At 61.5% G+C, this 21,386-nt stretch carries 15 protein-coding genes; 11 read left to right on the top strand and 4 right to left on the bottom strand.

What is annotated here, in order from left to right:
- The first annotated feature begins 3 nt into the window (after nt 1–3).
- Nucleotides 4–1,452: a DUF1501 domain-containing protein gene (locus ACFQDI_RS13045; RefSeq protein WP_377167212.1), complete on the top strand. Its 1,449-nt coding sequence runs from the start codon at nt 4–6 to the stop codon at nt 1,450–1,452.
- Nucleotides 1,453–1,846: 394 nt separating this feature from the next.
- Here ACFQDI_RS13045 and ACFQDI_RS13040 read toward each other — a convergent pair whose 3' ends face one another.
- Nucleotides 1,847–2,572: an AraC family transcriptional regulator gene (locus ACFQDI_RS13040; RefSeq protein ID WP_377167210.1), complete on the bottom strand. Its 726-nt coding sequence runs from the start codon at nt 2,570–2,572 to the stop codon at nt 1,847–1,849.
- A 138-nt stretch (nt 2,573–2,710) separates the two neighbouring features.
- Here ACFQDI_RS13040 and ACFQDI_RS13035 point away from each other — a divergent pair, with 138 nt between their 5' ends.
- The 5 genes from ACFQDI_RS13035 to ACFQDI_RS13015 all read left to right on the top strand — a co-directional run bounded on the left by ACFQDI_RS13035 (nt 2,711) and on the right by ACFQDI_RS13015 (nt 10,064).
- Nucleotides 2,711–3,610: a dihydrodipicolinate synthase family protein gene (locus ACFQDI_RS13035; protein ID WP_377167208.1), complete on the top strand. Its 900-nt coding sequence runs from the start codon at nt 2,711–2,713 to the stop codon at nt 3,608–3,610.
- A gap of 201 nt (nt 3,611–3,811) precedes the next feature.
- Nucleotides 3,812–4,687, top strand: coding sequence for a proline racemase family protein (locus ACFQDI_RS13030; protein WP_377167206.1), 876 nt, complete (start codon nt 3,812–3,814; stop codon nt 4,685–4,687).
- A gap of 126 nt (nt 4,688–4,813) precedes the next feature.
- A complete protein-coding gene (locus tag ACFQDI_RS13025) occupies nt 4,814–6,991 on the top strand; it encodes a prolyl oligopeptidase family serine peptidase (protein ID WP_377167204.1) in 2,178 nt (725 codons plus the stop codon).
- An 86-nt stretch (nt 6,992–7,077) separates the two neighbouring features.
- Nucleotides 7,078–8,319: an NAD(P)/FAD-dependent oxidoreductase gene (locus tag ACFQDI_RS13020; RefSeq protein WP_377167202.1), complete on the top strand. Its 1,242-nt coding sequence runs from the start codon at nt 7,078–7,080 to the stop codon at nt 8,317–8,319.
- Entirely contained in the window at nt 8,316–10,064 is a 1,749-nt protein-coding gene (locus tag ACFQDI_RS13015; RefSeq protein WP_377167200.1) for a hypothetical protein, read from the top strand. Before ACFQDI_RS13020 ends, ACFQDI_RS13015 begins: the two co-directional genes overlap by 4 nt.
- 12 nt (nt 10,065–10,076) lie before the next feature.
- Here the strand turns inward: ACFQDI_RS13015 and ACFQDI_RS13010 are convergent, their stop codons facing one another.
- Complete coding sequence (locus ACFQDI_RS13010) at nt 10,077–10,832, bottom strand: helix-turn-helix domain-containing protein (protein ID WP_377167198.1); 756 nt, start codon at nt 10,830–10,832, stop codon at nt 10,077–10,079.
- Between the two features lie 123 nt (nt 10,833–10,955).
- Here ACFQDI_RS13010 and ACFQDI_RS13005 point away from each other — a divergent pair, with 123 nt between their 5' ends.
- The 5 genes from ACFQDI_RS13005 (at nt 10,956) to ACFQDI_RS12985 (ending at nt 20,779) form a co-directional block, all read left to right on the top strand.
- A complete protein-coding gene (locus ACFQDI_RS13005; RefSeq protein WP_377167196.1) occupies nt 10,956–12,230 on the top strand; it encodes a hypothetical protein in 1,275 nt (424 codons plus the stop codon).
- A gap of 44 nt (nt 12,231–12,274) precedes the next feature.
- Nucleotides 12,275–15,121: a sialate O-acetylesterase gene (locus tag ACFQDI_RS13000; RefSeq protein WP_377167194.1), complete on the top strand. Its 2,847-nt coding sequence runs from the start codon at nt 12,275–12,277 to the stop codon at nt 15,119–15,121.
- A 13-nt stretch (nt 15,122–15,134) separates the two neighbouring features.
- On the top strand, nt 15,135–16,670 hold the full coding sequence (locus ACFQDI_RS12995) for a sulfatase-like hydrolase/transferase (protein ID WP_377167192.1): 1,536 nt from the start codon (nt 15,135–15,137) through the stop codon (nt 16,668–16,670).
- On the top strand, nt 16,667–18,205 hold the full coding sequence (locus ACFQDI_RS12990; RefSeq protein ID WP_377167190.1) for an L-serine ammonia-lyase, iron-sulfur-dependent, subunit alpha: 1,539 nt from the start codon (nt 16,667–16,669) through the stop codon (nt 18,203–18,205). The genes ACFQDI_RS12995 and ACFQDI_RS12990 overlap by 4 nt, the downstream gene beginning before the upstream one ends.
- A gap of 225 nt (nt 18,206–18,430) precedes the next feature.
- Nucleotides 18,431–20,779, top strand: a complete 2,349-nt coding sequence (locus ACFQDI_RS12985; RefSeq protein WP_377167188.1) for a DUF1592 domain-containing protein — start codon at nt 18,431–18,433, stop codon at nt 20,777–20,779.
- A 21-nt stretch (nt 20,780–20,800) separates the two neighbouring features.
- Here the strand turns inward: ACFQDI_RS12985 and ACFQDI_RS12980 are convergent, their stop codons facing one another.
- Both ACFQDI_RS12980 and ACFQDI_RS12975 read right to left on the bottom strand, forming a co-directional pair.
- On the bottom strand, nt 20,801–21,094 hold the full coding sequence (locus tag ACFQDI_RS12980; protein ID WP_377167186.1) for a hypothetical protein: 294 nt from the start codon (nt 21,092–21,094) through the stop codon (nt 20,801–20,803).
- Nucleotides 21,091–21,348 (bottom strand): hypothetical protein, encoded by a 258-nt coding sequence (locus ACFQDI_RS12975; protein ID WP_377167184.1) that lies wholly within the window; start codon nt 21,346–21,348, stop codon nt 21,091–21,093. Before ACFQDI_RS12975 ends, ACFQDI_RS12980 begins: the two co-directional genes overlap by 4 nt.
- Nucleotides 21,349–21,386 lie beyond the last annotated feature (38 nt).

Below are 21,386 nucleotides of genomic sequence, written 5' to 3'. Positions count from 1 at the left end.
GCCATGAATATCCTCCACGAATGGGACCTCTACCAAACCCGCCGCCAGCTTTTTTCGCGCGGTAAGAATGTATTGGGCGGCGCCGCACTCGCATCACTCCTCGGCGAATCATTCGCCAGTGCATCATCCGGCGGAGCGATGGGCCCTCACTTCGCCCCCAAGGCCAAGCGCGTCATCTACCTGCACATGGTCGGCGGCCCGGCGCAGATGGACCTCTTCGACTACAAGCCCGAGATGCAGAAGTGGTATGACAAGGATCTGCCGCCCAGCATCCGCAACGGCCAGCGCCTCACCACCATGACCAGCGGTCAGGCGCGATTCCCCATCGCGCCGTCGAAGTTCAACTTCGCCCAGCGCGGCCAGTGCGGTATGTGGATGAACTCCGACCTCCTCCCCCACCTCGCCAAAAACGCCGACGACATCTGCTGGATGCGCTCGCTGCACACCGAGGCCATCAATCACGAACCCGCCATCTGCGCCATGCAGACCGGCAATCAGATCACCGGCCGTCCCTGCCTCGGCTCCTGGGCCTCCTACGGCCTCGGCAGCATGAATGCCAACCTGCCCACCTTCGTCGTCCTCATTGCCACGCCCACCAATCGCGAGCAGGAGCAGGCCATCTCCTCCCGCCTCTGGTCCAGCGGCTACCTGCCCGGCGAGCACGCAGGCGTTTCATTCCGCAGCAAAGGCGACCCCATCCTCTTCATCAACAACCCCGCCGGAGTACCCAGCAGCGTGCGCAAGCGCACCATCGAAGGCCTCAACGCCCTCAACGAGATCAACTTCAAAGAAGTCGGCGACCCCGAAACCCACACCCGCATCCAGCAGTACGAAATGGCCTTCCGCATGCAGGCCAGCGTGCCAGAGCTTACAGACATCAACAGCGAGCCCGAGCACATCTTCAAGCTCTACGGCGATGAAGCCAGGAAGCCCGGCACCTTTGCCAACAGCGTCCTCATGGCCCGCCGCCTCGCCGAGCGCGGCGTCCGCTTCACCCAGATCTACCTCAACAACTGGGACCACCACAGCAACGTCGGCGGCCGCATGCCCAGCCAGTGCAAGGACATCGACCAGCCCTGCCACGCCCTCATCGAGGACCTCAAGCAGCGCGGCATGTTTGACGACACCCTCATCATCTGGGGCGGTGAATTTGGCCGCACCATCTACTCCCAGGGCGGTCTCACCAAAGAAAACTACGGCCGCGACCACCACCCCCGCTGCTTCACCATGTGGATGGCCGGCGGCGGTGCCAAAGGCGGCGCCATCTACGGCGAGACCGACGACTTCAGCTACAACATCGTCAAAGACCCGCTCCACATCAGCGACTTCCACGCCACCGTCCTCAACCTCCTCGGCTACAACGCCGACCGCTTCACCTACAAGTTCCAGGGCCTCGACCAAAAGCTCATCGGCATCAATCCCGCCAAGCCCGTCAAAGCCCTCATGGCCTGACCACTCACGCAGCCGCGCCAGCACTCTGGAGGAGTGGGATCGTCCCGATCCCACACGCTTCCGCATCGCCCAGCGCCCTCGCACATCCACGAACACGCTGCAGGTGCGGGGATCAAGATGATCCCCCTCCGTTGGCTCATGCCTCCGCCTTCAGACCCTTTTTCATCGCATCAGGGGATCACTTGCCCCCCTCATCGCCAACACCGCTTTCGTCGAGTCTAAAAAATTCCCCATCATCAGCGCGCCGAACGTGCCGCTACCTCTCCCCACTCAAATCAATCGTCAAACACGCATCGACCCCTTGGGGGAGAGGGCCGGGGTGAGGGGCCAAAATCCCCCTCGCAGGCATAAGTCCTTACCCGACAGCCATCGGATAGAGGCACCATCTGGAAACTCACTGCTTCTTCAATCCCCGGTACTTCCCCGGCGCCATCCCCGCATACCGGCTGAAGTGCCGTGTAAACGCACTCTGGTCACACCACCCCGTTTCGATCGCGATGTCCGCCAGCGTGCGCTCAGTCTCCCTTAGCAGCCGTGTCGCCTCATCCAGCCGCAGCTTGTGCAGCAGTTGCAGCGGGCTCATTTGAAACAGCCGCTGCACCCGCTGCTCAAACTGATACACACTCAGCCCCGCCTTCTTGGCAATGTCCTCGATCCGTAGGCTCTCCGCAAAGTGCTGCTGCATGTGCTTCAGCGCCGACGCCAGTTCCGCAAAGCCACCCGCCTTGTCGCTCGGCGCATTCAGATCCCGCGAGATCCCCGCCACACCTACGATGAGCCCCTTCGCATCGCGCAGCGCATGCTTCGTCGTCAGGCACCAGCCCGCTTTGTGCCCGGGATAAATGTGCAGCTCCAGCTGATGCTCCACCGGCTTCCCCGTCTTCAGCACCGCCTCATCCTGCCGTGCATAGCTCGCCGCCAGCGCCTCCGGAAACACCTCCTCCGGCCTCTTCCCAATCAGCTTCGCCTTATCCCCACCCGCACATCTCTCCGCCAGCGTCTGGTTCACCCGCGCATACCGCCCCGCCGCATCCTTGATGAAAAACACCACATCCGGCAGCGCATCAAACAGCGCCTCCGTCGTCCCATGCTCAGAGAATGTCCCTCCCGTCTCCATCATTTTGACTGAATTGGCAGCCTCCCGCCCAAAAAGCAATCAAGACCCTCTGCCCCTTTCCCATCATCCTCAGTCGACCCATCCGACCGCCCTCGACCTCCTGCTCTGGGCAAATCATAAATCTTAAATCATAAATTCCCCATGCCCTCTCTCCCCAAATGGTCCGGCGTCTTCCCCGCCGTCGTCACCCAGATGCACCAGGATCAGTCCCTCGACCTCGCATCTTCCGCCAGTCACTTCGAAGCCCTCATCCAGTCCGGCATCTCCGGCCTCATCGTCTGCGGCTCCCTCGGCGAAAACCAGTGCCTCCAGCCCGATGAAAAACGTGCCGTCCTCCAGTGCGCCATCGACACCGCCAAAGGCCGCATCCCCGTGCTTTCCGGTGTCGCCGAGATGAGCACCCGCGCCGCTATCCAGTATATGCAGGACGGCGCACAGCTCGGTGCCGCCGGCTTCATGGTCATGCCACCCATGGTTTACAAGAGCGATCCCCGCGAGACTGAGCACTGGTTCCGCACCCTCGCCAAGGCCACCCCCCTGCCCTGGATGCTCTACAACAACCCCGTCGGCTACCACACCGACGTCACCCCCGAGATGTTCGCCCAGCTCGCCGACATCTCAAACCTCACCTCCATCAAGGAAAGCAGCGCCAACTCCCGCCGCATCACCGAGCTGCGCAATCTCGTCGGCGACCGCTACCAGCTCTTCACCGGCGTGGACGACCTCATCCTCGAATGCTCCATCCTCGGCATCGACGGCTGGGTCGCCGGCAGCGGCATCGCCTTCCCTCAGGAAAATCAAAAGCTCTGGGACCTCACCCGCGCCGGAAAGTGGGATGAAGCCCGCACCCTCTACCGCTGGATGCAGCCCCTCATGAAGCTCGATACCCACATCCACTTCGTCCAATACATCAAACTCCTCTGCCAGGAGACCGGCCTCGGCAAGGAGTGGTGCCGAGACCCCCGCCTCCCCCTCGCCGGAGCCGAACGCAACCAAGTCCTCACCATCATCCGCGACTCCCTTGCCAAACGCCCCGCATAACGCCTCCCCCCAAAAGTGATGCGGGCACTCCTGCCCGCACACCCTCTCCGCACACCCTCACCGCCCGGCACCCGCGCCAGCATAGTGGTCCGCACAACGCGAAGCCAGCCGAAGGCAATCCCCTGCGCAGCCCCCGCCATCACCCACCACTCCGCACCTCCCCCAACTTCAAACCTTTAACTTTAAACTTCCAACTCCCCAGTGCTCCGCATCCCGATCATCGACTCCCACACCGGCGGCGAGCCCACCCGCGTCGTCCTCGGCGGCGTCACCCCTGAGACCCTCGAAACCTACCGCCGCGCCATCCTCTGCGAACCCCGCGGCCACGAGGTCATCGTCGGCGCACTCCTCGTCCCTCCCAAAGACCCCGCTTGTGAAACAGGCGTCATCTTCTTCAACAACATCGGTCTCCTCGGCATGTGCGGCCACGGCATGATCGGCCTCATCATCACACTCCGCCACCTCGGCCGCATCACTCCAGGCGAGCACCGCATCGAAACCCCCGTCGGCATCGTCACCGCCACGCTGCTCGAAGACGGTCGCGTCAGCATCCAAAACGTCCCCTCCTACCGCAAAGCCACCTCCGTGCACGCAGGCGGTTTCACCGGAGACATCGCTTATGGCGGCAACTGGTTCTTTCTGGTATCCGACCACGGACTCGACCTCACCCGAGAAAACATCCCCCAGCTCACCCAGACTGCCCTCGCCATGCGCGCCGCTGTCCACGCCGCAGGTTACCCCGAGGTCGATCACGTCGAGCTCTTCGCTCCTCCACACTCTCCCGCCAATCACAGCCGCAGCTTCGTCCTCTGTCCCGGTGCCGAATACGACCGCTCCCCCTGCGGCACCGGCACCAGCGCCAAGCTCGCCTGCCTCGCCGCCGACCGCAAACTCGCCCCCGGCGAAATCTGGTGTCAGGAAAGCATCATCGGCAGCGTCTTCGAAGCCAGCTACACCCCGGCAGCAGACGCCACCATCATCCCCACCATCACCGGCACCGCCTTCATCACCGCAGAGACCACACTCCTGTTTGATCCCAAAGACCCTTTTCGATTCGGCATCGGCAGCCCGTTCTGAGTACGTAGTTCGGGCTTTAGCCCGCTCTGAAATCTTCTCATCCCTCAAATCTAAAATCACCCAGCGCAGGTTTTGTAGTACAGGCTTTAGCCGGAATCTGGAAACCGAGCCCATGCCTTTAAATCAATGAAGCTCTTCTTTTTTCTCCTGCTCTCCACCACCGCCCTGGCCGCAGACTTCGACAACGCCCTCTCACTCCCCAAGCGCACCGAAAACCTCGTCTTTCGCGACCGCCTCAAGCCCAACTGGCTGTCAGACAATCACACCTTCTGGTATCGCGTCCAAACCGGCCCCAAAACCCACGAATTCGTCTTCATCGACGCCGCCACCGGCACTCGCAAAACCGCACAATCTCTCAAAGATCTCGGCCTGCCTGAAAAGGAAGCTCTCAAATCCTCCACCGCCAAAATCGAACTCCGCCGCACCACACGCACCGGCGAAGAGTCCGGCCTCAAATTCATCAACCAGCTCGACGCCGACGTCGATCTCTTCTGGATCAGCCAGGATGGCAAACACATCCGCTACGGCGGCGTCCGCGCCGGAGCCGAGCGCGAGCAGCACACCTATGACGGCCACGTCTGGCTCATCACCAGCCGCACTGGAGAGCACCTCGCCATCATCGAGGCAGGGCCGCAGGAGCAGACGCTGATCATCGACGGCAAAGGCCTCACTCCTTCCAAAGAAGAACGCCCCAAAACAGAACCCAAAGACCGCGCCCCAGACGGCAGTTGCGTGGTCACCAGCCAGGCGGACAAAGTGACCAAGCGCCAGATCACCATCGTCGACTCCACTCCCACAGGCCAGGTGCAGCCAAAGCTCAAAGTCCTCGACTATACCAAGCCCGGCGATCCCCTGCCCCGCCCGCAGATGATCATCACTCATAAAGACGGCCGCACCATCCGCGTCTTGCAGGATCTCTATGAGAACCCCTTCACCGAGTCCGGCAAGCTGCCCGTCACCTGGTCCCCCGACAGCCGCGAGATCTACTTCGACTACAACCAGCGCGGCCATCAGCTCTACCGCATCCTCGCCGCCGATCCCAGAACCGGCACCGTGCGCATCATCGTCGAGGAAACCTCCAAGACCTTCATCGACTACACCCACAAAACATGGCGTCACTGGCTGCATGCCACCCACGAACTCCTCTGGATGAGCGAGCGCGACGGCTGGTGCCACCTATACCTCTACGACACCCAAACCGGCCAGGTCAAAAACCAGATCACCAAGGGCGCATGGCCCGTCCGCGAAGTCCTCCATGTCGATGACTCCAAGCGCCAGCTCTGGTTCCTCGCCAGCGGTCTTCGCAAAGAAGAAGACCCCTACCACCTCCACCTCTGCCGCGTGAATTTCGACGGCACCGGCTTCCAGCAGCTCACGGAAGGAGATGGCAATCACCACATCGAGTTCTCCCCCAACCGCGACTTCTTCACTGCCACCTATTCCCGCGCCGATCTGCCACCCGTCCACGAGCTCCGCCGCAGCACCGATGGCACCCTCGTCTGCACCCTCGAAACAGCCGACGCCACAAATCTCCTCGCCGCAGGCTGGACCATGCCCGAGCGCTTCGTCGCCAAAGGCCGCGATGGCACCACCGACATCCACGGCATCCTCATCAAGCCCTCCAACTTTGATCCCGCCAAGAAATACCCCGTCGTCGAAGACATCTACGCCGGTCCTCACAGCGCCTTCGCCCCCAAGGATTTCGGCCGACTGCTCACCCATCACATCCTCGCCGAGCTCGGCTTCATCATCGTCAAACTCGACGGCATGGGCACCAATCATCGCGGCAAAGCCTTCCATGACGTGTGCTGGAAAAACATCAAGGATGCCGGATTCCCCGACCGCAAGCTCTGGATCAAAGCCGCAGCCCAGACCCGCCCCTGGATGGACCTCACCCGCGTCGGCATTTACGGCGGCAGCGCTGGCGGACAGAACGCCATGCGCGCCCTCCTCGACCATCACGACTTTTACAAAGTCGCCGTCGCCGACTGCGGCTGCCACGACAACCGCATGGACAAAATCTGGTGGAACGAGCAATGGATGGGCTGGCCGGTCGATGAAAGCTACGCCCGCAGCTCCAACAAAGACGACGCCCACAAACTCGAAGGCCACCTCCTCCTCATCGTCGGCGAACTCGACACCAACGTCGATCCCGCCTCCACCACTCAGGTCGTCGGGGCCCTTCAAAAAGCCGGCAAGACCTTCGACTTCATGCCCATCATCGGCACCGGCCACGGCGCCGCCGAAACACCCTACGGTTCCCGCCTCCGCATGGAGTTCCTCGTAAAACATCTGCGCCCATAAAGTAGCCTTGTTCCTGCGGAACAAGGAACCGCCCCGTCACACCCACATCCCCAGTAGTCCCTCAGCCCCCTCTGTCTTTCGCCTCAATGCCCCCCCACGTCACCATCCTCGGCGCAGGCGTCATCGGCCTCAGCACGGCGCTCTACTGCGCCCGGCGCGGCATGCAGGTCACCGTCATTGATCGCAGTCCCGCACAACGTGACGGCTGCTCCTTTGGCAACGCCGGCATGGTCGTCCCCAGCCACTTCATCCCCCTCGCCGCACCCGGCATGGTCAGCCTCGGCCTCAAGTGGATGTGGAACCCCGAATCCCCCTTCTACATCAAGCCCCGTCTCGATCCCGATCTCCTCACCTGGGGCCTCCACTTCTGGAAAGCCGCCACCAGGCAGCGCGTCTCCGCCGCCGCTCCCATTCTCCGCGACCTCAGCCTCCTCAGCCGCCAGTGCTTTGAAGACATCGGCCTCGACTTCGGCCTCGTCAAAAACGGCCTCCTCATGCTTTGCAAAGAGCAGCACACCCTCGACGAGGAAGCCCGCGCCGCAGCTCAGGCCAATGCCCTCGGCATCCCCGCTGAAGTCCTCGATGCCCGCGCCACCGCCGCACTCGACCCCGGCGTGACCATGGACGTCTGCGGCAGCGTTTACTTCCCCAAAGACTGCCACCTCCCCCCCGCCCGCTTCATCGCCGCCCTCGAGTGCGAACTCACCCGCCTCGGCGTCCAGTTCCTCTGGGACACCGAAGTCACCGGATTCAAATCCGAAAACGGACGCCTGCACTCAGTCAGCACTTCGCTTGGGCAAGTCGGTGCTCACGAATTCGTGCTCTGCGGTGGCGTTTGGTCGTCAGCACTGGCCAGCTCTCTCAATCTCAAATTGCCCATGCAGGCAGGCAAAGGCTACAGCCTCACTCTTCCCAGCCCCCGTCAGCTCCCAGAGCTCTGCACCATCTGCACCGAGGCACGCCTCGCCGTCACTCCCATGGATGGCGCGCTCCGCGTGGGCGGCACCATGGAGATGGCAGGCATCAATGAGACCATCACCCACCGCCGCGTACGCGGCATCACGCGTGCGTTTCCCCAGTACTTCCCCGCCTTCGAAGAAAGCGACTTCGCCGGGGTAAAACCGTGGAGCGGCTTGCGCCCGGTCTCCCCCGACGGCATGCCCTACATTGGCCGCACCCGGCGCTGGAAAAATCTCACCATCGCCACTGGCCACGCCATGATGGGCCTCAGCCTCGCACCAGCCACCGGAAAGATCGTGAGCGATCTGCTCGACGGAGAAAAACCAGCCGTTGCCCTCGACCTGATGTCACCCGACCGCTTTTTATGAAAACACTGATCATCGCACTTGGGTTCATCACCACCACCACACTCGCGCTGGACCGCCCCAGACTTCAGATCATCAATGCCGCCCCCAGAGAGGTGGAGGTGTTCTGGGTAAAGCCCGACGGCGGGCGTGTGCCCAATGGAAAAATTGCCCCGGGCAAAGACAACATTCTTGGTACCTCCTTGGGGCATCGTTTTGTCATCGTCGATCAGCAGCAGGAGACCGAGGTGGTTTGCAAGGTGCGCATACAGGGCTTTCGCTATGACCCGCAGGCCAAGGACGGCGTACCTGCCTGCTACACGCAGCGCGAGAGCGCCCATGGCTTCCCCATCGTCGCCACGGCCAAGACGAATCCCTATGCACTCAAGGAAGTGGCCTACCTGCTCAATCTCATGCTCGACCACCGCCCGGACGTCCGGCAGGCCATGATCGACAGCGGCGCACGCATGATCATCATGGCGCATGATGAGTACACCACCGACCTGCCCGAATTCTCCCGCCTGGCCGACGAGCCCGTGAAGGGTTTTGAAAACCTCCCCGCCAAAACCTACTGGGACACACGCGCACGCGGCCTCGGCGGCAGCCAGACAGACCCCTTCTGCTCCTGTGCCGAGGAGAATGTGCTGGGCTTTCCCGGAGATCCTTATGCCAAGGAATGCATCGTCATTCACGAATTTGCACACAACATCCACCTGCGCGGCCTTTTGAACGTGGACCCGACTTTCGACACACGTCTCAAAGCCGCCTACGATGCCGCCATGAAGACCGGGCTATGGCGCGGCAAATATGCCAGCGTGAACCACCACGAATACTGGGCCGAGGGCGTTCAGAGCTGGTTTGACGACAACCGCGTGAACGACCACGACCACAACCACGTCCATCTGCGTTCCCAGCTCATCGAGTACGATCCCGGCCTCGCTGCACTATGCCGTGAGGTCTTTGGCGACACCGAGCTGCACTACTCCAAACCAGCCACGCGCCTCACCGGCCACATGGCAGGCTATGATCCTGCAAAAGCCCCCGCCTTCACCTGGCCTGCCACCATGCAGGCGGCCCGGGAGCTGATCAAAGCCAAAGCCCAGAAGCGCGATGCGGACGCCAACACCGCACGCGAGATCCGCAGCATCGAAGGCTGGCAGGTCAGCATCAGCCGCGAACTGCTGACGAAGGATGCAGAGCTGACCGGCAAGGCGCTGCATCTGCTGACCCAGCAGCTTCAGGAAATCGTGCGCGTGGTTCCGCCAAAAGCGGTGGACGAACTCCGCAAAGTGACTCTCTACTTCAATCCCCAATACCCCAAATCACACCCGCGTGCGGAGTACCACTCCGGTGCCGGCTGGCTCAAGGAAAACGGCCGCGACCCCGTGATGGCCAAAGCAGTGGAGTTCACCAACGTGAGCATCTTCGAGGCGGAGACCCGCCGCATGCCCAACTTCGCCCTGCACGAACTCGCACATGCCTATCACGACCGCGTGCTCGGATTCGACAATACCGAGATCGAAGCCGCCTTCCAGCATGCCAAAGCCGCCGGCATATACGACAAGGTGCAACGCCAGGACTCTGAAGGTCGCAAACGACTCGCCAAAGCCTATGCCATGACGAATGCGCGTGAATACTTCGCCGAATGCAGCGAGTCATTCTTCACTCGCAATGACTTCTACCCCTTCACCAAAGAAGAGCTCAAGCAGCACGATCCCGAAATGTTCGCATTGCTGACCAAACTCTGGGGAGCCAGGCCACAGCCCTGAGCCATCCGGCTTTCACCCCTGCCGTGAGCGCCGCCGGTGTTCAGTGGGAGATTCCCCCGTCACTGCACGAAAGGCGCGTGTGAAAGCACTGTGATCGGCAAAGCCGCACTCTAGCGCGATCTCGGCCACCGAATCATCAGTTTCACACAACAACCGGCTGCCCACAGAAATGCGGGTTTGGGTGATGAGTTGCATGGGGCTGATGCCGTGAATGCGCTTGATCACACGCGCAAAGCGCGCAGGCGTCATTCCCGCCTTGCGTGCGAGTGATGACGGGCTGACCGGCTCGTCGTAGGCGGTTTCCAGGTAGCGCAGCACACGGGCCACCTTGGGCGGCACATCGTCACGGCTCACCGGTGCCGCCAGATCCTTGGAAATGCCGATGAGGCCCGCCACGCGTCCTTGGGCGTCGCGCACCGGCAGCTTGCTGGTCAGGCCCCACTCAGGCACGTTCGGCTTTCGCCAGAAAAGCTCCAGCCTCTCCACGATGGGCTGCCCGGTGCGCAGTACATGCTCATCCTGCTCTGTGGGTATGCGCCCATAGTCACCGGGGCATACATCGCAGGGCCGTCTGCCGATCATCTGGGATTTGTCCCTGAGTCCATGCCGTTCCACGAGCGATTGATTGACCACCAGGTAGCGGCCGGCGGCATCCTTGATGAAAAAGGCCGTGTCATGCATCAGATCCGCCATCTGCTCGATCACACGCGCATCCACGAGCAATGAGCCCTCATTGGATAAGATGCCAGGAAATGCTGAAGCGGCCATTTTCATGCAGAGAAAGGATGCCACAGGTTACGTCACGCGTCCCGTCATTGTGCTGCTTTTGTCAGATCTGCCAGGCAGAAGGCTCAAGACGGCAACCCCATCCCTGCGAAAAGCTACCGCCTGATGCGCAAGCAACTCTTCAGCCCACTCATCACGTTGCTCCTGATGATCCAGTCTCTTCACTCCGCCGATGTTCAGACAACACTGAAAACACTTCTCAACGCGGCTGCTGCAGGCGATGTCAAAGCGCAGCTCGACCTCGCCCTGCGCTTTCGCGATGGCAGCGGCGTGCTCAAAGACGACGTCCATGCCATGAGCTGGGCGCACCGTGCAGCAGATGCAGGAAGCGCCGAGGCGATGGACTTCGTCGGCGCCGCGTATCTGCGCGGCGCAGTGGTGAAGCGCAACCCCGCACTCGCCTTCGCTTATTTCAAGGCGGCGGCAGATGAATCCGCCCAGGCGGCATTCAACCTGGGCCAGTGCTACTACGGAGCCCAGGGTACCGCGCAGGACTGTGAGAAAGCACTCGAGTGGTGGAAAAAAGCGGCTGAGCGTGGGCATGGCCGGGCTGCTGCCAGTGCAGCCATGGCCTATCATTCCGGCGAAGGAGTCAAACAGGATGCCTTGAAGGCACGCCGCCTGGCGGAGCGCGCCGCAGAGCTGAACAATCCGGCGGGTCTGGTGCTGCTCGGCGAAATGCACTTCCAGGCAGGTGAAATCGAGGCCGCGAAGGAAAATTGGACCAGGGCTTCCAAGCTTCACCCCACGGGGGCTACTGGGCATCCTTCGCAGCCGTCTGACATCAGCTCGGCCCAGCAGGCGGCGGACCTGCTCAAGCTCATGGACTACCGGCGCCGCAAAAGCGAACCCGGAAAGTTTGCCTTCGTTCCACTGCCGCACATCCATCAAGGCTACAACAACTGCGGCTCCACCGCATGCGCCATCTTCGCCCGCTTCCAAGGCAGCGAGATCGGCGGCTGGGACTTTAAACGACTGTGCCCCTCGCCCCTTGGCACGGGCACCGACTGGGGACATTTGCTGGAGGCTTCAAAAAAGATAGGGCAGCAGTGGGCGCTCGTCACCTTCACGCCAGATGACAGGGGCTTTGCGCACGCCACGGCCATGCTCAAGTCCGAACTCGATGCCGGCCGCCCTGTAGTCGTGGACTTCAAGTACGTGGGCCCTCAGTATCCCGGCGGCAGCGCCGGCCACACGCTCAACGTCTGCGGTTATATTGCAGATGAGAACCTCTACATCCTCTGCAATCCCGCCGTCGCCACCCCGGGAATCCAGCTCATCACCTCCAGCGATTTGGATAAATTCTGGCGTTCGGATCACTATGGAAAACTCTCCAAGGGCGTTCTTTCCCGGCCTGCTTTCGTCATCGACAACCGTTGACCCAACTCGTGAAATCCTCCCTGGCCGCCTTCAAATTTTGTCTCATGAAAACCATCCTGCTCGGCACCCTCCTCCTGGCCTCCCAGCTTTATGCCAAGCCCCTGAAAGTCTTCATCCTCGCAGGCCAGTCCAACATGGAAGGTCATGCCAAGATCGAAACCTTTGACTACATCGGCGATGATCCCGCCACAGCTCCGCTGCTCAAACAGATGCGCGCAGCAGATGGCAACCCGACGGTATGCGATCATACCTGGATCTCCTATTGCACCGGCAAATACGACGGCAGCGCGAATGGAGAGGGTACCGGAAAGCTCACCGCTGGCTTTGGTGCGCGGGACGACGCGACGAAGCCAAACGGCAAGATCGGACCGGAGTTCACCTTCGGCCTCACCATGGATGCCGCGCTGAAAGAGCCGGTGCTCATCATCAAGACCGCTTGGGGCGGCAGAAGCCTGAACACCGAGTTCCGCCCGCCGAGCGCGGGCCCGTATGAACTCAACGACTACCAGAAGAAGCTCTACTACGGCCCGCCCGGCCACGGTGTTCCGAAGGACATGGATCAATGGTTCGCGGAGAAGAAAAGGGAAACCGGGCGCTTCTACCGCTACATGGTCGAGCATGTGAAACGTGTGCTCGCAGATCCAAAGCGCGTGTGCCCGGCCTACGACGCCTCACAGGGCTACGAGATCGCGGGCTTCGTCTGGCTGCAGGGATTCAACGACATGGTGGACGGCCACACCTACCCTGATCGCGGCAAACCCGGGCGATATGCGGTTTACAGCGACCTACTCGCCAAGTTCATCCGCGATGTTCGCAAAGACCTCCACGCACCAAAAATGCCCTTCGTCATCGGTGTCATGGGCGTCGGCGGCCTGAAGGCCAATCAGGAAATCGTGGCCTTCCGCGAGGCCATGACCGCGCCCTCCCTCCTGCCCGAGTTCAAAGGAAATGTCGTGGCCGTACCAACGGCACCCTTTTGGTCTGAGGAACTCGGAGCCATTGACGACAAGCGGGCTCAAGTCCGCCAGATGGGCTTCTATTTAAACTCGAAAAACAAAGGCCACGCCAATGCCGACGGCCACATGACCGAGGAGCAAAAGCGCGACTATCTAAAGCAGTATGAAGCCAAATTGATCTCTCCTGCCGAACTCTCCCTCTGGCAGCGTGGCGCATCCAATGCCGGCTACCACTACCTCGGCTGCGCCAAAACCTTCGCCCTCATGGGCCGCGCTTTCGCCGAGGCCAGTCTTTCGATGATGTCCGCGACACAAGCGTCTGTTATTCCCGCTAAGCCGCAGCCATCAGAGATGAAGGGAGCGCGGACACTCCTGTCCTCCTCCCCCGACGAGTTCCAAGAGGGCGAGATGGCCGGCTATCTCTTCGCCCCCACGGAAAGAGTGCCTGAAGAGTTCAATGCCGGCTTCTCCCTCTATGCAGCGGCATGGCCGCTCGTAGCCACCTATCCAGGGCACAAGTTTCAGACCGGACTCTGCGGCACCTGGATGCATCCACAGTATGAAGAGGGAAAAAAGCCGGAAGGCAAATGCTACACAGACATCGAAGGCGGGCTCGGTTGGTGGCGTGACACACACTTCCCCACCACCACCCCCAAGTTCATCATGGGCGGCGTGGGGCCAAACTTCACCTTCATCGCCAACGGTCCCGGCTACGGCGCAGGCACCTGGGAAAGGCCGCGCGGCCAGTATGGCGTCGCACAGCTCAGCCCCTGGCTGCTCTTTCCTTTGGATGGCCTGAACCTCAAGCAGGGCACCCGCGGTGAACTCTTTGGCTACGGCTATCTGCCCCTGCCGCTGACCAATCCGAAAACCACCACGGCAGGCAAAAACGTCCCCACTGGCAATCAATGCTGGACGCTGTTTCTCAACACCGGAAACTTCAAAGGACCGGCGGCTTTCTTCACGCCATTCTTCTGGTCGCAGTCCAAGATCGATCACCCGGAGTGGGCGGAGATGCTGCTGGACACACGCCCCTCAGGCCCAAACAAACCGATCCAGATGGAGACCCAGCACGTGCCAGCCATGCTCGGCAAAGATGCCTCTGGCACCGAGCTTGCGCGGGTGGCTCCCACCTCGTTTCCCATCGGTGCTGATGGCACCTCCACCGTTCTGCATCGCCTGACCGCATATAAAAAAGCAGCGCTGTGGGACGATGTGAAAAAGTGGTTTGCCGGTGGCCCCACGGCCAATGGTGCGATCAAGGCAGAGGCCGCCGTGATTCACCCTTTCCGTTCAGGTGGTGGCTCAAATTGGAGCATCTATACGCCCGGCACCAAGCGTGAGGAAAAGGTGCCGCTGGCATGGAAATCCTTTGCAACCTCCTTCGCACCCAATCCAAACACCTTTGCCTACAAGTGGGATTCACAGCTGACGCGCAGCGGCGCGGGCCTCGTGACCCTGCCCGAGTACTTCACGCTCGGCACCGACGGCAAAAGGCCGCAGTGGAATGTACTGCCGCCAAAGGATGTGCCCACCGAGTCAGGCTTGGCCCAGCATCAGTTCATCACACCCGCTGAAAAGCCTCAGGAGCCACGCACCACACCTGAAGATGCCACAAGCTGCTGGAAAAAACCAGGACCGGTGGCCGGCCCCTTCAAAGCCCGCCTCGGCGATGGCAGCGTGGTGACGTATTACTGGTATCGCTTTGCCGACCAGCCCGCAATGCTTAACGCCGACCTCAGCGACGCGGAGCGCGAGCAGGTCCAGGCCCGCGTTGAAAAACTGCACCGCACCTGGACGAAGGACCGCGACTACCTCACCCCACCCGATTTTGGTACGCTGGCAGACATAGACCCCGCCCTGATCCTCACGCCGCCAAAGGGGCTGGAGATTGGCTACGTCCCCATCGCCACACGTCAGGAGTTGGAGAAATAGCGCACCTCATGACATGAAATCACCGGGGCTCATTTTCACACTGATCACACTCGGCTGCGGCAGCATGCTGGCGGCCGAGCTCCCAAATGTGCTGCTCATCCTGGCCGATGATCTCGGCTACGGCGATCTGCGCTGCTACAATGCGCAGTCAAAGGTGCCCACGCCAAACATCGACCGCCTCGCACGCGAGGGCATGCGGTTCACAGACGCGCACAGTCCGGCCACCGTCTGCACCCCGTCGCGCTACAGCCTCATGACCGGGCAGATGGCCTTTCGTGTGCCGGGTGGCGGCACGGTGTTTCAAGGTGCAGGCGGCCCCAGCTTGATCGCGCCCGGCCGGCTGACGCTTCCATCCATGCTGAAAAGGCAGGGCTACGCCACCGCCGCTGTGGGCAAATGGCACGTGGGCCTGACTTTTCGCGATTCGCTCGGCGAAGCCATTCACCAGGGCAGACTCGAAGACGTAAGGCGCATCGACTTCACCCGCCGCATCGAAGGCGGCCCGCTGGACCATGGCTTCGAGCGTTTCTTTGGCACCGCCTGCTGCCCTACGACAGACTGGCTCTACGCCTTCATCGATGGCGACCATATTCCGGTGCCGCCGCAGGGCCCGTTGGACAGATCAAAGCTCCCCAAACACCCGTATGCCAACGACTGCCGTGGAGGCATCATCGCACCGGATTTCCCGATGCAGGAGGTGGACCTGCTCTTCCTCAAAAAAAGCCGCGAATTCATGCAGGAGCATATGAGATCAGCTCCTGAAAAGCCCTTCTTTCTCTACCATGCCGCACAGGCTGTTCATCTGCCATCCTTTGCAGCCCCGGAGTTTCAAAACAAGACGCAGGCAGGCCCGCATGGCGACTTCATCGCAGAGCTCGATCACATCGTGGGCGCGCTGCTGCAGGAGCTGGAAAAGCTCGGCATCGCGGACAAAACAATCGTCCTGTTATCCAGCGACAACGGCCCCGAAACCACCAGCGTCGTGCACATGCGCAGCGACTATGATCATGATGGCGCGCGCCCCTGGCGCGGCATGAAGCGAGATGCATGGGAGGGCGGCCACCGCGTACCGCTCATCATCCGCTGGCCGGGTCATGTCAAAAGTGGCAGCACCAGCGATCAACTCGCCAGTCTCACCGATGTGATGGCCACGCTCGCCGCCATCACCGGCGCAAAACTGCCAATCAATGCCGCAGAGGACAGCTTTAATCTGTTGCCCGTGCTCGAAGGCAAAGCAACGGCACCAGTCCGCCCCTGCCTGCTTATGCAGGCCTTCGGCGGACAGCGCACGCTTTCCATCAGGCGCGCAAATTGGAAGTACATCGACCATCGCAGCTCCGGCGGAAACAACTACACCAGCCCCGAGCTTCAACCCTTCGCACTGCCCGAAATCGCACCTGAAGCACCAGGCCAGCTTTACGATCTCGCCAGCGATCCCGGTGAAACCACCAACCTTTATTTCAAACACCCGGAAATCGCCGCAGAGCTGAAGGCCCTCCTGGAGCAGTCCAAACGCGAAGGCCGCAGCACCACTCCGCCGCAACCATGAGCGCCGTTTCCATCTTTAATGACGTCATCGGCCCCGTGATGCGCGGGCCTTCCAGTTCCCACTGTGCCGCAGCACTGCGCATCGGGCGTCTGGCGCGTGAACTCATGGATGGAAACATCGCGGAGGTGCTGGTAGAGTTTGACCGCTCCGGCTCCCTTCCCACCACGCACGAGAGCCAGGGCAGTGACATGGGCCTCTTTGGCGGATTGCTCGGCTGGGACGCCGATGATGAACGCCTGCCAGAATCCGCGCAGGCGCTCGCAGATGCCGGGATCAATCTGCGCATCGAAACCGTGGACGTCGGTGATCCGCATCCAAACACCTACCGGCTCACGCTCCGCAATGCCCATGAGCAGCACACCCTCGTCGCCATCTCAACCGGCGGCGGCATGATGGAGGTGCTCAGCATGGATGACGTCCCCATGCCCATGGACGGCGGCTGTCATGAGACGCTCATCTGGCTGCCGAAGGCCGTTTCCGCTGAATTTGAGGCCGATGAAGTCCTGCATCATGACGCAGGCGAATGCCACATCCTCCAGGTCAAGTCATCGGCATTTGTAGCCACCGATCACTTGCCCGTCATTGCCGTCAAACGACTCTCCCCCGTCCTCCCCGTGCCTTCGCGCAAAGACATGCGCCTGCCGTTCACAAGCTGCACTGAGATGCTCTGCCACGATGCCGGGCGCCACACGCCGCTCTGGCGACTAGCCGTCGAGTATGAAATGGCACGCGGACAATTCACCGAACGCGAAGTCATCGATAAAATGATCGCCATTGTCCGCATCCTTCGCAAGTCGATCACCAGCGGCATCGCGGGCACGCAGTATGAAGACCGCGTGCTCGGATATCAGAGCGGGCGCTTTAACGAACTGATGCAGGCCGGCACGCTCCTGGATGGCGGCGCGCTCAACCGCATCGTCCTCTACGTCACCGCGCTGATGGAAGTGAAAAGCTCCATGGGCGTCATCGTCGCCGCGCCCACCGCAGGCGCCTGCGCGGCTCTGCCCGGCGCAGTCATCGGCATGGCGGAGGCCATGGGAAAATCCGAGGAGGACATGGCTCAGGCCATGCTTGCCGCTGGAGTGATCGGCGTCTTCATCGCCACACGCTGGACCTTTGCGGCGGAGGTAGGCGGCTGTCAGGCAGAGGGTGGCGCAGCAGCCAGCATGGCCGCAGCCGCACTCGTCACACTCGCAGGCGGCACACGAGATCAGGCCGTCGCCGCAGCATCCATGGCGTTTCAGAGCATGCTTGGGTTGATCTGCGACCCCATCGCCAATCGCGTCGAAGCCCCCTGCCTCGGCAAAAACGTCATGGCCGCCAGCAACGCCCTCTCCTGTGCAAACATGGCCCTGGCCGATTTCGATCCCCTCATCCCGCTGGATGAAGTCATCGACGCCGCCAAAAACGTCGCCGCCAGGATGCCCCGCGAGCACCGCTGCACCTCCCTCGGCGGACTGGCGGTTACTCCCACCTCAGTTGAGATCGAGAAGAGGCTGAGTTCAAAGAGGTGCGGCGGGTGTGGAAGTTGCTGAATCAGTCGGCTGTTCAGGTTCTCCATAGCCACAGGCCAAGGAAGTAAGAAAAGGAGCCGATGGATCCATTAACTCCTCTGTGCTTCTCGGTTCGGACTCTATGGTAGGGAATGGCCACCGTTTGACCACAGAGGGCACGGAGAGGCACAGACGAATGAAACGAAGCCTCTTGAAAGACGGGGGTGGCAGGGAGATTATTCCTCCTGCCAGACAAATCCCCCTTTCATGGCTCAGACATCCCCCCATTTTCGTTTTGCCTCGCTCGCGCTGGGGCTTCTGACGGCGTACGCTTCTGCCGCTGAGCATCCCGGTGCCGTCATCTACAAAAAGATGTGCCAGGAGTGCCACGGTGCCAAAGGAGAAGGCGTGAAGGACAAATTTGAAGATCCGCTGACCGGAGATCTGACCTTGGAGGCGCTGGCGCGCAAAATCGAGCGCACCATGCCTGAGGACAAGGAGGGCACCTGCGTGGGCGATGACGCCAAAAATGTCGCCGCCTACATCTACGAGTCCTTCTATTCAGCCGCCGCTCAGGCACGCAGCCACCCGCCGGAGCAGGACCTCAGCCGCCTTACCATCGCGCAGTATCGCGCCTCGGTCATGGACATCATCGGCCGCTTCCGCATGGGCCCGGGCTTTGACCGTCCGCTGAAGGACGAGACCGGACTCAAGGCCACCTATCGCGGCGTCGAACTGCAAAAGCCCGGCGAGCCAGTCGTGGACACCACCCCCAAGAACGGCATCAAGGCCAAGCGCCCCAACTACAAGCTGGAGCGTGTGGACCCGCAGGTGGCCTTCCACTTTGGAGCAGACAGCCCGGACAAGGAAAAGATGGAGGCCGAGCAGTTTCAGGACTCGTGGAGCGGCAGTGTCGTGGCGCAGGAGACGGGTGTGTATGAGTTCATGATCAAGACCGAAAACGGCGCACGGCTGTGGATCAATGACATGAGCGAAAACGACGCCCTCATCGACGCCTGGGTGAGCGCCGGACCGAAGGTGCGGGAGGAAAAAAAGAGCCTCTACCTGCTGGGCGGGCGCGCCTACGCCCTGCGGCTGGACCATTTCAAATTCAAGGAGCAGTCCGCCTCCATCGAGCTGTGGTGGAAGCCCCCGCACGGCACCGCAGAGATCATCCCTCAGCATGCGCTGCGCACCGAGCGCCCGCGCGAGCTCATGATCGTTCGCACCAGCTTCCCGGCAGATGACCGCAGCGTGGGCTATGAGCGCGGCACCTCCATCTCAAAGGCCTGGGACCAGGCCGCCACGGAGGCGGCCATCTCGGTTTCAGAAGACGTGGTGGAAAACCTCAACGAACTGGCGGGCACCAAGGATGGAGCCCCCGACCGCGCGGAAAAGCTGCGCAAGTTTGCCTTCACCTTCATGGAGGCCGCCTTCTGCCGCCCACTGACGGAGGAGCAAAAGCAGCTCTACATCGAGGCCCAGTTCAGGAGCGCCAAAACACCCGAGCAGGCCGTGAAGCGCGTCGTGCTCTTCACCCTGAAGTCACCTCAGTTTCTCTACCCTGAGCTGCGCGAGGCCGACAAGCCGGACGACTTCGCCTATGCCTCCCGCCTGGCGCTGACGCTGTGGGACTCCATCCCTGACAAGCGGCTGATCCAGGCCGCCGCCGCAGGCAAGCTGCGCACGCCTGAGCAGATCCGCGCCGAGGCGCAGCGCATGCTGTCGGACCCGCGCACAAAAGCAAAACTTCACGGCTTCTTCCATCAGTGGCTGGAGCTGGAGCGCGCCGAGGGAAACATCAAGGACATGAAGCTCTTCCCCGGCTTTGACGAAAGCGTGCTGGCAGACCTGCGGGAGTCCCTTTTTGAGTTCCTCGATCAGGTGGTGTGGAGTCCGCAGTCGGACTACCGCCAGCTCCTGCAGGCAGACTACCTGCTGCTCAATGACCGTCTCGGCAAATTTTATGGCAAGCCCGTGCAGGGCAGCGATTTCCAGCGCGTGACGTTTGATCCCAACCAGCGCGCAGGCGTGGTCACCCACCCCTACCTGCTGGCCTCTCTGGCCACCAGCCGCGCCACCTCACCGATCCATCGTGGTGTCTTCCTCACCCGCAACATCGTGGGCCTCTCCCTGCGCCCACCGCCCATGGCGGTCACGTTTGATGAGAGCCACTTCAATCCCAAGCTGACCATGCGCGAAAAGATCACCGAGCTGACCAAGAACAACGCCTGCATGTCCTGCCATTCCACCATCAACCCTCTCGGCTTCAGCTTGGAAAACTACGACGCCATCGGCCGCTGGCGCACCCAGGACAACAACAAGCCGGTAAACGCCGTGGGCGACTTCGCCGACGACGAAGGCCGCAAGGTGCACCTCACCGGCCCCCGCGACATCGTGAACTACGTCTCCGGCAGCCCCTACGGGCACCGCGCCTTCATCCGCCAGATGTTCAATCACTTCGTCAAGCAGCAGCCCCTGGCCTATGGCCCGCAGACACTGGAAGACATGCAGAAGAGCTTTGCGGCCTCCGGCTGCAACGTGCAGAAGCTCATGCTGGACATCTCGATGACAGCGGTGCTCAACGGCAAGAGCTGGGAGCATGCAGCGCAGTAGCTTCCTATGCCACTGCACACCCTAACGCAACGCAGGCACCAGCGCCCCCAGCACAAGGATCAGCAGCAGCGCCAAAGCTACCCACCACCACACGTGGGTGGTGAGGCTCTGCTTGGAGGACTTTCCACCAAACTCGCGCGCCACAAAGTCATCATAGTCAAACTCCTCATCCGGCAGATCCAGACCGTCCTCATGCGTGTCACCGCTCCAGCCGGATTTGGCGCACGCTCCGCAGTCATCACACGCGGCGGCTCCGCGCGGCACCCACTCCCCACACACCGGACACTGCCCCGGAGGCTTGAAGCGGCCGCTCATGGCACCTCACTGGCAGAAGGTTGGCGGAAGAGAGGTTGAGCACTCGCGGCAAAATGGGCACGCGACGTGTCCAGGCGGCTGAATGCATCACTGTCTGCCATGCCCCCCAGATTGAGCAGCGGCGTCCACCCCGCCTCGCGGGGGTTGCCTCCCACCGGGCCTCGCCGCAGCGGCGTGAGCATGATCAGCACCACCGTGAGTGTCACGGTGGCTGCGAGCGTCTGACTGACGGTTCTGGCGCGCTGCCGGGTCATGAATAACTCTGAGTATTTAACTTTTCCGAAATATTGTC

Source organism: Prosthecobacter fluviatilis (assembly GCF_042655725.1).
Classification (GTDB): Bacteria; Verrucomicrobiota; Verrucomicrobiia; order Verrucomicrobiales; family Verrucomicrobiaceae; genus Prosthecobacter; species Prosthecobacter fluviatilis.
The sequence above is the reverse complement of the archived record's forward strand: the minus strand, read 5'-3'. Positions and strand labels throughout refer to the sequence as shown.

Coding starts and splice junctions, on each gene's coding strand:
- ACFQDI_RS13045 (WP_377167212.1), top strand. CDS start 4: ATGAATATCCTCCACGAATGGGACCTCTACCAAACCCGCCGCCAGCTT.
- ACFQDI_RS12985 (WP_377167188.1), top strand. CDS start 18,431: ATGGCTCAGACATCCCCCCATTTTCGTTTTGCCTCGCTCGCGCTGGGG.
- ACFQDI_RS13035 (WP_377167208.1), top strand. CDS start 2,711: ATGCCCTCTCTCCCCAAATGGTCCGGCGTCTTCCCCGCCGTCGTCACC.
- ACFQDI_RS12975 (WP_377167184.1), bottom strand. CDS start 21,348: ATGACCCGGCAGCGCGCCAGAACCGTCAGTCAGACGCTCGCAGCCACC.
- ACFQDI_RS12980 (WP_377167186.1), bottom strand. CDS start 21,094: ATGAGCGGCCGCTTCAAGCCTCCGGGGCAGTGTCCGGTGTGTGGGGAG.
- ACFQDI_RS13015 (WP_377167200.1), top strand. CDS start 8,316: ATGAAAACACTGATCATCGCACTTGGGTTCATCACCACCACCACACTC.
- ACFQDI_RS13020 (WP_377167202.1), top strand. CDS start 7,078: ATGCCCCCCCACGTCACCATCCTCGGCGCAGGCGTCATCGGCCTCAGC.
- ACFQDI_RS13005 (WP_377167196.1), top strand. CDS start 10,956: ATGCGCAAGCAACTCTTCAGCCCACTCATCACGTTGCTCCTGATGATC.
- ACFQDI_RS12995 (WP_377167192.1), top strand. CDS start 15,135: ATGAAATCACCGGGGCTCATTTTCACACTGATCACACTCGGCTGCGGC.
- ACFQDI_RS13040 (WP_377167210.1), bottom strand. CDS start 2,572: ATGATGGAGACGGGAGGGACATTCTCTGAGCATGGGACGACGGAGGCG.
- ACFQDI_RS13025 (WP_377167204.1), top strand. CDS start 4,814: ATGAAGCTCTTCTTTTTTCTCCTGCTCTCCACCACCGCCCTGGCCGCA.
- ACFQDI_RS12990 (WP_377167190.1), top strand. CDS start 16,667: ATGAGCGCCGTTTCCATCTTTAATGACGTCATCGGCCCCGTGATGCGC.
- ACFQDI_RS13010 (WP_377167198.1), bottom strand. CDS start 10,832: ATGGCCGCTTCAGCATTTCCTGGCATCTTATCCAATGAGGGCTCATTG.
- ACFQDI_RS13000 (WP_377167194.1), top strand. CDS start 12,275: ATGAAAACCATCCTGCTCGGCACCCTCCTCCTGGCCTCCCAGCTTTAT.